This window comes from Pedobacter heparinus (assembly GCF_032678725.1).
Lineage (GTDB): Bacteria > Bacteroidota > Bacteroidia > Sphingobacteriales > Sphingobacteriaceae > Pedobacter > Pedobacter heparinus_A.
Genome location: NZ_JAVTSC010000011.1, coordinates 94861 through 107504, shown reverse-complemented (window position 1 = coordinate 107504; position 12644 = coordinate 94861). Strand labels below are relative to the sequence as shown.

The following is a 12644-nucleotide window of genomic DNA, read 5'->3' as shown; positions in this document are numbered from 1 at the left end:
TATCAAATATCATAAATATACTATCACCAGCGGTATTGCAGTCTTACGGTAAACACATCATCTTTCAGATCCTCCAGATAGCCCGTCAATTGGGTGGGGTCATTCACTACATGTTCGTTATAAACCGTCAGCTTCATTCTTGAATTGATCAGGCAGGCCATGCCATAGCCCAGGGTATTAAATTTGATGTCAGCTGCTGTGGTATTGTTGTTGTTTGCACCAATTTCCGTTTCTGTTACATCTCTGTTTGGATCATAAGAATCGTAAGCCAGCAAAGCTGAAAACCTGCTTTTAGCGATTTGCTGCGTAAGCCAGAGGTAATACCCTGAAAATGGGCGTAAATAGAGGTCTGTATCTGGCTGGCTCGAAAAACTCATGCTGGCGGTGGGTCCTTTAATACTGGCTGAGCTGGCTATGCCAGGTTGTGTCCCGCCAATATATTCCGCTTTAAATGAAGTTGTTCCAAAAGTGTTGTCGTACTGGAGCTGCAGGTTTGCGCCGTAATAATCACGTTTTGCATTCCAGTCAATGTTATCCGGACTGGTGTTTTTAACAAATCCATTGCCATCGCTCGTAAAATAGCTTTCAGTGTCGCTGCGCACGGAGCCTTTGTAAAATGAGCCCCCAAAACCCAGGTGCAGTTTTTTATAGGCCAGGCTGTCAAATTTAAAACCCAGGTTGCCCACAATATCTTTTTTGGAATCATAATCCCTTGACGAATGACCGCTTCCATTGATCACCGCTACTTCAGCAGTAAGAAAATCAAACTTGCCCTCAGGTCTGAACGTCAGCATTGCACCCAGATCTCTTTCACGGGGCATCAGGGTCTGAAATACCCTTGCCCGTTCCGGAAAATCCCGGTATCCCGACGAATAAACAATAGAATGTCCAAACGGGCGGTTAAATAACCCGGCTGTAAACAGCAAGGCTTTCGAGTCCGGTTGATGGAGCTGTATGAACGCATCCATGAGCTGCACCCCGTTTTGAGTGGCATCGATCTGAAATACAATGCTTGAATATTTATCTGCCCTGTCAATTTTTAACCTGCCCCTGCGGATCATAAAGCGATCTTTCGAATTTTCTGCAAAATCACCTCCTGAAAAAGAAGAAATCCCGGCGGATTGTGCCCTTTGATATTGCGTTTGCAAATAACCGGTGATGGCTATTTCATGTGTATCGTAAGTTGAAGGGGAGTTATTGCTTTGCGCAAACATAAAAACCGGGCAAAGCAACAAAACGTATAGAACTTGTTTCATAAATGATCAAAAGTATTTGAACCGCCTAAAATACGCTTAATGCTTCATTTTCCTATAATGAGCGCCTTGTTTTAAAAGTTTAACTGCCGCATTTCCTATTTTATAACAACTAAATTACATTTTTATTACACGACAATTTGTTGGATAGCTCATTTTGGCGTTATTTTTGGAGAATTGCAATAAAAAATACAGAAATAAATGTTCCTAAGGAAATATCGCTTATTGATCATCATCACCTTTTTAGGCATCTTCTCAGCCAAGATGATGATCTCTGGTGCGCCTGTATTTTTCAATCACATAGATAAAGAGATCATGAACGCTGTGATCATGCAAATAGAAGTAGAGCATAGTGCAGACGGCGATAGTGGCAAAGCAAAAGTGAAACTTTGTGATTTTAAGATCGATATGCATTATGACTATAGCTTTTTAGCTGTATTGAGTCATTTTGGCGTAAACAACAGTTTTCTTGACCACTTCAAACGGTATGTCGATCCGTTCCATCCCTCTGTGCCTACGCCGCCTCCTAACCGGTGCTGATTTTTACGCATAAGGGTTCCTTTCATGGAATTGCTGTGCGCTGATTTAAAAATTAGTTAAACATTAAAACTTAGTTTTATGCAAAGCGGAAACTCGATCTTTTCAAGATTGGAAGTGAAGAAGTATATATTAAAAAAGAATTTAAAACGGGATCTGCCATCGAGTATTGTCGTTTTTTTAGTGGCCTTACCATTGTGTCTGGGTATTGCTTTGGCCTCTGGGGCGCCACTGTTTGCAGGTATTGTTACCGGCATAGTAGGCGGTATAGTGGTTGCCAGTTTTAGCGGCTCTCAATTAAGTGTAAGTGGGCCGGCTGCCGGGCTTACGGCTATTGTACTTGGGGCTATAGGCCAGTTAGGCAGTTACCAGATATTTATATTAGCCGTGGTATTGGCAGGGGTAATGCAGCTGATCCTGGGTTTATTAAAGGGGGGGACCATTGGAAATTATTTTCCCTCAAGTGTAATTGAAGGAATGCTGGCAGCGATCGGGCTGACATTGATCCTGAAACAATTGCCACATGCATTGGGTGTAGATTCTGATTTTTTCGGAGATGAGAGTTTTTTTCAAAACGACAATCAAAATACGTTTTCTGCTATTACCAATGCTTTGAGCCATTTTGGTATTGCAGCAATCGTGATCAGCTCACTTAGTATCGCCATACTTATTTTCTGGCCGAAGTTTAAGAAACTGAGCGTGATACCTGCCCCATTACTGGTGGTAGTGGTTGGCGTTGCATTGGCGGTGGTTTTTCAGAATACCCCTTATGCGTTAGGTGCAAAACAAATGGTTGAAATTCCGGTTGTGAATGGCTGGTCGGAGTTTGTGGGTCTTTTTACAACCCCTGATTTCTCGGCGATTACCAACGGTAAAGTATGGCTGGTCGCCGCAACAATAGCCGTTGTAGCTAGTTTGGAAACTTTATTAAGTATCGAGGCCATTGATAAAATAGACCCGATCAAAAGAGTGTCACCTACCAACAGAGAGTTAATGGCACAGGGCACAGGAAATATTATCAGCGGATTGGTAGGCGGACTTCCGATGACATCTGTTATCGTACGCAGCTCGGCCAATGTGAATGCGGGAGGAAGAACCAAGATGTCGGCCATATTTCATGGCATATGGTTACTTTTATCCCTGCTTTTTATTCCAGGTCTGATAAATATGATACCTTTGGCATGTTTGGCAGCTATACTATTGGTAACAGGTTATAAACTTGCGCGAGTGGATTTATTTAAGCATATGTATCATAAGGGCTGGGACCAGTTTGTCCCATTTGTGGTGACCATTGTTGCTGTGCTGCTTACCGATCTTTTAAAAGGAGTGGGCGTAGGCATGTTGTTCTCGGTATTTTACCTGTTGCGTACCAATATGAGAAATCCCTATTTCTATAAGATCCAGGAAGAAGGCAATAAGAAAAACATCAGGATCAAATTGGCAGAAGAAGTATCTTTCCTAAATAAAGCCGCCATACAGGTGGTACTCAATAAAATTCCAAAAGAAACAAATGTCATTATTGATGGAACCAATTCCCGGTATATAGATCCGGATGTGCTGGAAACCATTTTTAATTATAAGCATAATGCTTATACAAAGGGCATTATTGTGATCCTGGAAAATATTAAGGAACAGTATACCGTGCCAAAATTGAACAATAAAATCATTGAAGAAATTAACAATTAATTATTATGTGCGCGAAATTAGAAAAACAACAAACAGATCATATCACATACGATAGCTTATTAAAGGGGAATAAAGACTGGGTAGCAGAGACGCTTAAGGAAGACCCTACTTTTTTTGACAGGTTATCAGCCGGCCAGGCCCCTCCTGTTTTATGGATAGGCTGCTCAGACAGCCGTGTGCCTGCCAACCAGATCACCAATACGATGCCTGGCGATATTTTTGTACACAGGAACATTGCTAACGTAGTGAGCCATACAGATATGAACTTACTTAGCGTACTGGATTATTCAGTCAATGTATTAAAAGTAAAACACATTATTGTATGTGGTCATTACGGTTGCGGTGGTGTAAATGCGGCCCTGGGTGATAAACAGGTTGGATTGATCGACAACTGGTTAAGGAACATTAAAGATGTGATCCGTTTGCATGAAAGGGAGATGTCAACCATCAAAGATCCGCAAAAACGATCTGATCGTCTTGTTGAACTGAATGCCATCGAGGGTGCAGCCAATGTGATGAGTACTTCAATTGTACAGAATGCATGGGCATCAGGACAGGAGCTTTCCGTGCATGCATGGGTTTATAGCCTGCAAACAGGGCTGATTACTGATTTGAAAGTTAGCGCTTCAAGTGCTGATGACATTTCTCCGGTGTTTAAAATGCAGGTTGGAAAATAAGAAAATAACCGTTCTCTTCAAAAGCTGGCATATTCCCGATTTTTCTTTATGAAAAATCAGAAAAACGCCTATGCTTTTTCAGAGAAGGTAATTTTCCTGTCAGGCATGGTGTATATTGCAGGATGCATACTTATTTTGAATACTAAAACAAAGAACTCCCGGCGATGAGCCGGGAGTTCTTTGTTTTAACTAATTAAAAACGGATACCTGTAGTCCTTTGGCATGTCAAAAGTCTCTTTGATCGCACGCGGGGAAACCCAGCGTAAAAGATTGATCATAGATCCGGCCTTATCATTGGTTCCGGAGCCTCTGGCTCCGCCAAAAGGCTGCTGACCAACAACTGCACCTGTACATTTATCATTGATGTAAAAGTTGCCGGCAGCATTTCTTAGGGCATGCGTTGCTTTAGCGATGGCATAACGGTCCCGGGCAATTACAGCGCCAGTTAAGGCATATATCGAAGTGGTATCAATGATGTCCAATACTTTGTCGAAATCCTTGTCTTCATAAACGTAAACCGTCAAAACAGGGCCAAACAGTTCTTCACACATCGTGGTGTATTTCGGGTCATCAACCAGCAGAACAGTCGGTTCGATAAAATAGCCCTTGGTCTTGTCATAAGCACCACCGGCAATAAGTGTTACGCCTTTGTCTTTTTTCGCCTTATCAATGTATTTAGCCAGCTTATCGAAAGAATTTTCATCAATAACCGCATTGATAAAATTACTGAAGTCTTCCGTACCACCCATTTTAAAAGTAGCCAGATCACGCAGCATGTATTCTTTTACCTCAGGCCAGATACTTTTAGCGATATACACCCGTGAAGCAGCAGAGCATTTCTGTCCCTGGTATTCAAAAGCACCGCGGATAATTGCGGTACTGGAAGCTTCCGCTTCCGCCGATCCATGTACCAGAATAAAATCCTTACCACCAGTTTCTCCAACGATACGCGGATAAGTTTTAAATTTATGGATGTTATTGCCAATGGTTTTCCAGATGTTCTGGAAAACTCCTGTAGAACCAGTAAAGTGGATGCCTGCAAAATCAGGATGGTTAAAAATGACCTCACCCGCATCAGGACCGGAAACATAAACCAGGTTGATCACCCCATCAGGTAGCCCGGCCTCTTTAAAGATCTGCATCAATACATTTGCGGCAAAAATCTGTGTATTGGCAGGCTTCCATACCACCACATTGCCCATCATGGCCGCCGAGGTTGGCAAATTACCGGCAATTGCGGTAAAATTGAAAGGAGTTAAAGCAAAAACAAAACCCTCAAGCGGGCGTTGTTCAACCCTGTTCCAGGATCCCGTTGGTGATACAGGTGGCTGCTGTTTATAGATGTCAGCCATGTAACTGACATTAAAACGTAAAAAGTCGATCAGTTCACATGCAGAATCAATCTCGGCCTGGTAAGCATTTTTACTCTGGCCCAGCATGGTGGCCGCATTCAGTTGATAGCGGTAAGGTCCTGCAATTAAATCTGCCGCCTTCAAAAATATAGCAGCCCGGTGTTCCCAGGCCAGGTTTTCCCAATTGGCCTTAGCTGCCAGCGCCGCATCGATAGCCTGTGTTACATGTGTCTGATCACCCTGGCTGTATTGTCCCAGAATATGTTGATGATCGTGTGGTGGTGTAACTTTTCCTTTATGGTCCGTATGTACCTCCTTACCCGCAATGTGCATTGGTATTTCTATTTGTCTGGAACGGGCATCGGCGATAGCAGCCATTAAAAGTTCACGTTCTTTACTCCCGGGTGCATAACCCATAATGGGTTCATTAACAGGGGTTGGTACGTTAAAAAATCCTTTAAGCATGATATAATAAGTTGTTTCTGCAAAGGTAAGGTTATTTTTTATTACGGGGCTAAGGGTTTATTCCGTCAAACGCATGTAAGGCGCCTAATAATTCCTATTTTTGAAAACAAATATGATCAACAAACTGAGGCTGATATTGTTCCCCTTTGCTGTACTTTACGGCATCGTGGTGATATGCAGGAACAAGCTGTATAATCTTGGCCTGCTTAAATCCACCCGTTTTGACCTGCCCGTAATCTGCGTAGGTAACCTGGTTGTAGGCGGTTCAGGTAAAAGCCCGGTAACCGAATATCTGGTGAAGTTGCTGGGGGGCTATAAAATTGCCATCCTGAGCAGGGGATATGGTCGTAAAACAAGCGGTTTTATCCTTGCCGACGAACATGCCACCGCAGAAACCATAGGTGATGAGCCCATGCAGTTCTATCGCAAGTTCCCTAAGGTTACCGTAGCGGTTTGTGAAGACCGGGTAAAAGGGATCAACCTGCTAAAAGACCAGCATGATCTGATCCTGCTGGATGATGCCTTCCAGCACCGGGCCGTAAAGGCCGGCCTGAATGTTTTGCTTTTTGAGTATGAAAAGCTGTTAAAGCCGCAGTTGCTGCTGCCTGCGGGAAATTTAAGAGAGCCTTTTAGCGCCTATAAAAGGGCACAGCTGCTGCTCGTTACCAAAGCTCCTGTAACAATGGACGCGGCAGAAAGGTCAAAATGTACTCAAAAATTTAAAGAAGGAAGTTCAGGTCAGCTGGCTTTTTCTTTCCTGAGCTATGGCAAACTGAAACCTTTATTTTCCGGAGTGGAAATGGCCTGCGCAGAAATTCCGGCACATGCCAGCATTTTTCTGCTGACCGGGATAGCCAATCCCGCGCCGCTGCATTCGCACTTAAAAAAATATTCCGCGCAGATCCGGCATTACGACTATCCCGATCATCACCAGTTCAGCAGGCAGAACATCCGGCAGTTGGTCAATGCATTTAACGACCATCCTGAAAAAGAAAAGATCATTGTAACAACAGAAAAGGATGCACAACGTTTATTAGCTATCAGCTTAAAAGAATTACTGTTAAATTTACCGGTCTTTTATTTGCCAATTAAAATAGACTTACAACACGAAGATAAAGCTACCTTTGATCAAAAGATTTTAAATTATGTTTCAAGCACTACACGAAACCGTTGAATATATAAAACGCAAGACCAGTAATTTTCAGCCTGAAATTGGAATTGTTTTAGGGACTGGCTTAGGTGGTTTGGTTACGGAAATTGAAGTGGAGTACAATCTGATGTATTCCAATATACCCAATTTCCCCATTTCTACACTGGAATTCCATTCGGGCAAACTCATCTTTGGAACATTAAAAGGCAAGAAAGTAATTGCGATGCAGGGTCGCCTGCATTTTTATGAGGGGTATAGCATGCAGCAGATTACCTTCCCTATCCGGGCAATGAAAGCGCTCGGTATACATTGTCTGTTTGTATCCAATGCTGCGGGTTCATTAAACCCGGATTTTAAAAAGGGTGATCTGATGATCATAAATGACCACATCAATTTACAGCCTGAAAGCCCGCTAAGAGGGCACAATGATACAGATATGGGCCCAAGGTTTCCGGATATGAGCCAGCCATACAGCCGTAAACTGATTGATGCAGCTATGAAAATTGCAAAAAAAGAAGGCATTAATTGTCATCAGGGCGTATACGTTTCTGTAACCGGGCCTAATTTGGAAACAAAAGCAGAATATAAGTATCTTAGGATCATTGGTGGTGATGCAGTCGGGATGAGTACGGTTCCGGAAGTTATTGTAGCCAAGCATATGGGGATTCCTGTATTTGCGATCTCAGTACTAACCGATGAAGGTTTTACAGAAGTGCTGGTGCCGGTTAGCCTGGAAGAAATCCTGGAAACCGCAAGCGCTGCCGAACCTGATATGACTAAAATATTGAGCCAGTTAATTTCAACGCTGTAATGTATAAACGCATTGTTTTATTTGTTTTGCTGCTGATCAGCTTTGGTGTTGGGCAATTGACTGCGCAGGATTTAAAAACTACAGTTAAAGACAATAAGGAGCTGGACTCTTTAAGGAAAAAGGAAGAAGAAGGACAGGATTCTGTGGTATTTAATTCTAAATACGTACGCTACACCACCCTTAAGCTAACCAAAGACAGCATCCAGACCCTGGCCCTTGATACCACCTTAAATGGCTTTCAGAATTTTAGTGTACTGGTTCAGCCACGCAGGCCGACAGTAAGTACCGGAAATCTGGGGCTCGCAGCCATGCCAATGTTGTTTGAACCACTTAAAACCATAGGCTTTGATGCAGGCTTCCATACGCTGGATGATTACGCGATGACCCAGGACGATGTAAAATATTACCAGGCCCGCACACCCTTTACCAGTTTATACTATGTTGCGGCGAGCGATGTAGAACAGGTTTTTAGGGTAATCCATTCTCAAAATGTAAAAAAGAACTTTAATATAGGCGCCAACTTTAACCGGATCGGAGCCAATGGTGTTTATGCCCGGCAAAGAGGAGATCACTTAAACGGCGCACTTTTTACCTGGTACCAATCGCCGGGCAAGCGCTACAATTTATGGAGCAATGTGGTATTTAACACCTTAAAGGCTGCAGAAAATGGTTCCATCACCAATGACAGTATTTACACCAGCGTTTCCCAACTGGGGCTTAACCGTATAGCTGAGCGGATAAGGTTAAACAACGCAAGGCAAATATGGCGACAAGGTACCTTTATGCTCAAACAAACCTATTTTGTAGGCCGTATAGATAGTCTTGCCCAGGAAATCTCAGACAAGATCCTGCCCACCAACAAAATTGCCTATACCTTTAAATACAATAAAAATTCTTACGCTTTTCAAAAGGATGAGGCCGACGATCATTCGGTGTTTCCCATTGGATATGCTGATAGTACCTTTACCAATGACAGCACCAGTTACAAGCACATTCAGAACGAATTTATCTATAGCTTCTTTCTCAGGGCAAAGGGAAGCACCATCATTAAAAATGAACTAAAACTGGATGCAGGGATACGGCATGATTATTACAACTATACTCAACTGGGCCGCTACAGGGATAAAACCAATTTTTACCAGTATAATTCTGTTTTCCAGAACATTACTTTGCTGGGGGCAGCGGGTTACCGGTTCAGCAACAGGATAGATCTGAACGTTGATGTAGAACAGATTTTTCAGGGCCTCAATACCGGCGATTTTCTGTATGAGGCCAGGAGCAATGTGCTGCTGAGCAATTCGGTAGGCCGAGTAGTTTTAGGTGCTTATTTCCAGAATAAATCTCCTGAAGAACTTTTCAACCGCTATGTCGGGAACCATTACAGCTGGTTAAATAACTTTGACCGCACCAAGACCATCAACCTCTCTTTTAAATACCTCAATGAAAAATTGAAGTTTGATGCCACCGCAGAATATTACCTGATCAGCAATTACCTGTATTTTGAGCAGGATACCATGAGTTCAGCAAGCAAGAACGGCATCAGGCCGGTTCAGCTTGGCGGGAGCATAAACCTGCTTAAGATTGCCCTTGGCAAGAAATTCAAATGGGGCAAATTTCACCTGGACAGCTATCTTGTTTACCAAAAAACAGACAATCCTGGTATCCTGCGCGTCCCGGAAGTATATACTTTTAACAGTTTTTACCTCGACCAGACCTTTTTCAAGGTACTCAAAACCAATGTGGGTTTTGATGTGCGGTACAATACCCCCTATAAAAATTATTCTTATTCGCCGGCATCAGGACAGTTTTATGTAGGGCGTGACAACAGGACATTTGACACCACCCCAATTGTTGATGTATGGGTAAAGGCAAGTTTAAGAAAGGCCAACCTGTTTGTGAAATGCGACTACGTAAACCAGGGTTTCCCGGTAAAAGGCTATTACACCATCAACCAATATCCAATGCAGGACAGGTTATTGTTCAAATTTGGCGTACAGTGGAATTTTTATGATTAAGTTTTTTGCGGCCTTTTTTTAGCTGCCGGAAACAATACATTATTTAAGATCAGCCGGTAACCCGGAGAATTTGGATGTAAATTAAGGTCTGTAGGCGGGTCGCCTACGGCATGCTGGTAATCTTCAGGATCATGACCCCCATAAAAAGTGAACTGACCCTTGCCGATTTCCCCGTTCAGGTAGCGTACCTCCTCGGCACCTTTATTTTCGCCCAGTACGGTAACGCCTGGTTTCACCAGCCGCTTTCTAAAAGCAGTAGTCTGGCCCATAAAACCTTTGATCACTTTATCGTGGTTTTGGGTCAGCATCGTGGGTACCAGGTCCCATTTGGCCGAGAAATCGAATAAGGTAAAATAGTCATTGCTTTGGTTTAAGCTCCGGGTCTGGGTTACATCAATGTCCGAAAACTCGTAATTGGCAGGGTTCAGGTCCAGCTGAAAATCTTTAAAGGCAAAGGTCTGGTTGAAGTTCAGTTTTGCCTGTGCCTGCGGATCGGCAGCATCCCCATCAAACATACTTTCACAGATGTCAAGCCCTTCAGCACTTAAGGCAATGTCGAAGCTGTCTGTACCAGAGCACATGGCAAATAAGAACCCGCCACCGGCACAAAACTCTTTTATCCTTTTCGCTACCGCCAGTTTCATTTCCGAAACCTTTTTAAAGCCATTCCTTTTCGCTGCTGCCTCCTGGTTTTTCACATCTTCCCGATACCAGGTAGCATTCCTGAAAGCGCTCCAGAAACGTCCGTATTGTCCTGTAAAATCCTCATGGTGCATGTGCAGCCAGTCGTAACCGGTTAATTTATCTTTCAGCACTTCATCATCGTAAACCACATCATAAGGGATTTCGGCATAGGTAAGCACCAGTGTTACCGCATCATCCCAGGGGAGTTTGCTTTTGGGCGAATACACCGCAATTTTAGGCGCTTTTTCCAGTTTGACCATTTCCATATTTACCTGCGGGTCACTGATCTCATTTAAAATTGCAGTCACTTTTCCATCAGGCAATACCTGGTAAGAAACACCCCGTACTTTACATTCGTCTTCTACTGCTTTATTGTATTTAATCAGGAAACTGCCGCCCCTGTAATTTAACAGCCAGCTTACATCGGCCTGTTGCTTAATGCTCCAGTAGGTGATGCCATAAGCCTTTAAATGATTTTTCTGATCCTCGTCCATATAGATCAGAATAGCCGATGCCCTGACCATGAGGCTACAGCACAATACAAAGAATAAAACAAGGATCCGTTTAGGAGTCATAAAACAGGGCATGGATACGAATGTAATGATATAACGCTTTAAAAAAAAGTAAATTATCCCGGCGCCCGGCGCAATCAGATGTTGTTTTTTGCCAGGTTGCTGAATTGTACGAGCAGGTCCTGTTGTTTTTCATTGATCATCTTACTGGCCTCTTCAAAATTATACCATTCTGCATGATCGACTTCTCTGAAGGTCTGTTTTTTTGCCGAATGCGGAGGCCATTCCAGTTCAAACGTATTGCTGCGGATGGAGCCTGCATCCAGATCGCCTTCAACCGCCCAGCAATGCACCTGTTTACCCCCTTTTTGAACGATAGGCGCCAGTGGAATGAAATGCCCTGACGGGCGATAGCCCGTTTCTTCTTCAAATTCCCTGATGGCGGTATGAAGCGGAGCTTCACCTGCGTTGGCTTCTCCTTTTGGGATGGTCCATGTCCCGGCATGTTTATTTACGAAGAATGGCCCGCCCGGATGCACCAGGAAAAATTCAGGTTGTCCTGCTTTCCATCTGTATAACAATATGCCATAACTCTGTTTCATCTCTGGTAAACATTTGCAATTTTAATGCCAGTAGCATCCGTTGTCTGCACTGGCAAACCTCCTGGTAGTAACGCTATTTTTACCAGGGAATTTTAAACCTTTTTATATTTTTTATGTTTTTATATTAAAATGTTGGTTATGAAACGAATAACGATGTATGTCATGCTGCTGGTTAGTGGAATGATATGGTCTTGCAGCCCGATTACCAGGGTTACAGGATCCTGGGTTGATGGTGCTGCAAAGGGAAAAATGTTGGGTGGACAAACGATCTTTATTACTTCTCTGACCAGGAACATAAAGGTAAGAACAGAACTCGAAAACGGGTTTACTACACTGCTGGCCCAAAAGAACGTAAAAACGGTTAAAGGAAACGAATATTTTAATCCTGAGTTTTATCAGAAAATCCCTCCTGAAAAACAGCTGATGTCAAAGATCAGGAGTGCTGGTGCAAATTTCATCATGACCATATCCATGATTGACAAAAACAGCGAAACCAGGTATGTTCCGGGCAGCAGAGGCTATGCACCATTTCCGTATTACAGGTGGTATGGCGGCTTTTACAGCTATTACAACTATTGGGGGCCTATGTTTTATGAACCAGGGTATTACGTAACAGATAAAACCTATTTCATGGAAACAAATCTGTACGACATCAGTAGCAACAAACTCATCTGGTCTGCACAATCGCAAACCGTTAACCCGGGTTCCATTGATAATTTTGTCAGTACCTACCCTAAAGTATTGGTAGACCAGCTGGTGAAAGATGGCCTGTTGCCCATATAGAAAGCAATAAATGATTTAAAAACCTGAAGCGGCGGCATGAATTCATACCGCCGCTTTTATATTTTAACGCTTTTTAACATCATTCGCTTCTGTAATCATTTGATTTTACTATTTTTG

11 protein-coding genes are annotated in these 12644 nt (G+C 43.0%); 7 read left to right on the top strand and 4 right to left on the bottom strand.

What is annotated here, in order from left to right; all coding sequences use genetic code 11:
* Positions 1–23: 23 nt before the first annotated feature.
* Positions 24–1256, bottom strand: coding sequence for a porin (locus R2Q85_RS16890; protein WP_316812984.1), 1233 nt, complete (start codon positions 1254–1256; stop codon positions 24–26).
* Positions 1257–1454: 198 nt separating this feature from the next.
* Here R2Q85_RS16890 and R2Q85_RS16885 point away from each other — a divergent pair, with 198 nt between their 5' ends.
* From R2Q85_RS16885 to R2Q85_RS16875, 3 genes are all read left to right on the top strand, one after another.
* Positions 1455–1793, top strand: a complete 339-nt coding sequence (locus tag R2Q85_RS16885) for a hypothetical protein (protein ID WP_316812983.1) — start codon at positions 1455–1457, stop codon at positions 1791–1793.
* A gap of 78 nt (positions 1794–1871) precedes the next feature.
* Positions 1872–3476 (top strand): SulP family inorganic anion transporter, encoded by a 1605-nt coding sequence (locus R2Q85_RS16880; RefSeq protein WP_316812982.1) that lies wholly within the window; start codon positions 1872–1874, stop codon positions 3474–3476.
* A 5-nt stretch (positions 3477–3481) separates the two neighbouring features.
* Positions 3482–4153: a carbonic anhydrase gene (locus R2Q85_RS16875; protein ID WP_316812981.1), complete on the top strand. Its 672-nt coding sequence runs from the start codon at positions 3482–3484 to the stop codon at positions 4151–4153.
* Positions 4154–4338: 185 nt separating this feature from the next.
* Here the strand turns inward: R2Q85_RS16875 and pruA are convergent, their stop codons facing one another.
* Positions 4339–5970 carry an L-glutamate gamma-semialdehyde dehydrogenase gene (pruA, locus tag R2Q85_RS16870; RefSeq protein WP_316812980.1) on the bottom strand — a complete coding sequence of 544 codons (1632 nt, stop codon included), beginning with the start codon at positions 5968–5970 and terminating at the stop codon, positions 4339–4341.
* 112 nt (positions 5971–6082) lie between these two features.
* On the opposite strand from pruA, the gene lpxK reads away from it, so the two are divergent.
* From lpxK to R2Q85_RS16855, 3 genes are read left to right on the top strand one after another with little or no spacing between them, the layout of a single operon-like run.
* On the top strand, positions 6083–7144 hold the full coding sequence (lpxK, locus tag R2Q85_RS16865) for a tetraacyldisaccharide 4'-kinase (protein ID WP_316812979.1): 1062 nt from the start codon (positions 6083–6085) through the stop codon (positions 7142–7144).
* Positions 7116–7931 (top strand): purine-nucleoside phosphorylase, encoded by an 816-nt coding sequence (locus R2Q85_RS16860; protein WP_316812978.1) that lies wholly within the window; start codon positions 7116–7118, stop codon positions 7929–7931. The genes lpxK and R2Q85_RS16860 overlap by 29 nt, the downstream gene beginning before the upstream one ends.
* Positions 7931–9946, top strand: a complete 2016-nt coding sequence (locus R2Q85_RS16855; protein ID WP_316812977.1) for a putative porin — start codon at positions 7931–7933, stop codon at positions 9944–9946. Before R2Q85_RS16860 ends, R2Q85_RS16855 begins: the two co-directional genes overlap by 1 nt.
* Here R2Q85_RS16855 and R2Q85_RS16850 read toward each other — a convergent pair.
* On the bottom strand, positions 9943–11205 hold the full coding sequence (locus R2Q85_RS16850; RefSeq protein WP_410478894.1) for an asparagine synthetase B: 1263 nt from the start codon (positions 11203–11205) through the stop codon (positions 9943–9945). The genes R2Q85_RS16855 and R2Q85_RS16850 overlap by 4 nt on opposite strands.
* Positions 11206–11279: 74 nt before the next feature.
* Positions 11280–11744: an NUDIX domain-containing protein gene (locus R2Q85_RS16845; protein WP_316812976.1), complete on the bottom strand. Its 465-nt coding sequence runs from the start codon at positions 11742–11744 to the stop codon at positions 11280–11282.
* Positions 11745–11882: 138 nt separating this feature from the next.
* On the opposite strand from R2Q85_RS16845, the gene R2Q85_RS16840 reads away from it, so the two are divergent.
* A complete protein-coding gene (locus tag R2Q85_RS16840) occupies positions 11883–12527 on the top strand; it encodes a hypothetical protein (RefSeq protein WP_316812975.1) in 645 nt (214 codons plus the stop codon).
* The last annotated feature ends 117 nt before the right edge of the window (positions 12528–12644 follow it).

Excerpts from the sequence above, each read along its gene's own strand:
- pruA (WP_316812980.1), bottom strand. The coding sequence starts at position 5,970 with ATGCTTAAAGGATTTTTTAACGTACCAACCCCTGTTAATGAACCCATT.
- lpxK (WP_316812979.1), top strand. The coding sequence starts at position 6,083 with ATGATCAACAAACTGAGGCTGATATTGTTCCCCTTTGCTGTACTTTAC.
- R2Q85_RS16845 (WP_316812976.1), bottom strand. The coding sequence starts at position 11,744 with ATGAAACAGAGTTATGGCATATTGTTATACAGATGGAAAGCAGGACAA.
- R2Q85_RS16880 (WP_316812982.1), top strand. The coding sequence starts at position 1,872 with ATGCAAAGCGGAAACTCGATCTTTTCAAGATTGGAAGTGAAGAAGTAT.
- R2Q85_RS16840 (WP_316812975.1), top strand. The coding sequence starts at position 11,883 with ATGAAACGAATAACGATGTATGTCATGCTGCTGGTTAGTGGAATGATA.
- R2Q85_RS16860 (WP_316812978.1), top strand. The coding sequence starts at position 7,116 with ATGTTTCAAGCACTACACGAAACCGTTGAATATATAAAACGCAAGACC.
- R2Q85_RS16850 (WP_410478894.1), bottom strand. The coding sequence starts at position 11,205 with ATGACTCCTAAACGGATCCTTGTTTTATTCTTTGTATTGTGCTGTAGC.
- R2Q85_RS16855 (WP_316812977.1), top strand. The coding sequence starts at position 7,931 with ATGTATAAACGCATTGTTTTATTTGTTTTGCTGCTGATCAGCTTTGGT.
- R2Q85_RS16890 (WP_316812984.1), bottom strand. The coding sequence starts at position 1,256 with ATGAAACAAGTTCTATACGTTTTGTTGCTTTGCCCGGTTTTTATGTTT.
- R2Q85_RS16875 (WP_316812981.1), top strand. The coding sequence starts at position 3,482 with ATGTGCGCGAAATTAGAAAAACAACAAACAGATCATATCACATACGAT.
- R2Q85_RS16885 (WP_316812983.1), top strand. The coding sequence starts at position 1,455 with ATGTTCCTAAGGAAATATCGCTTATTGATCATCATCACCTTTTTAGGC.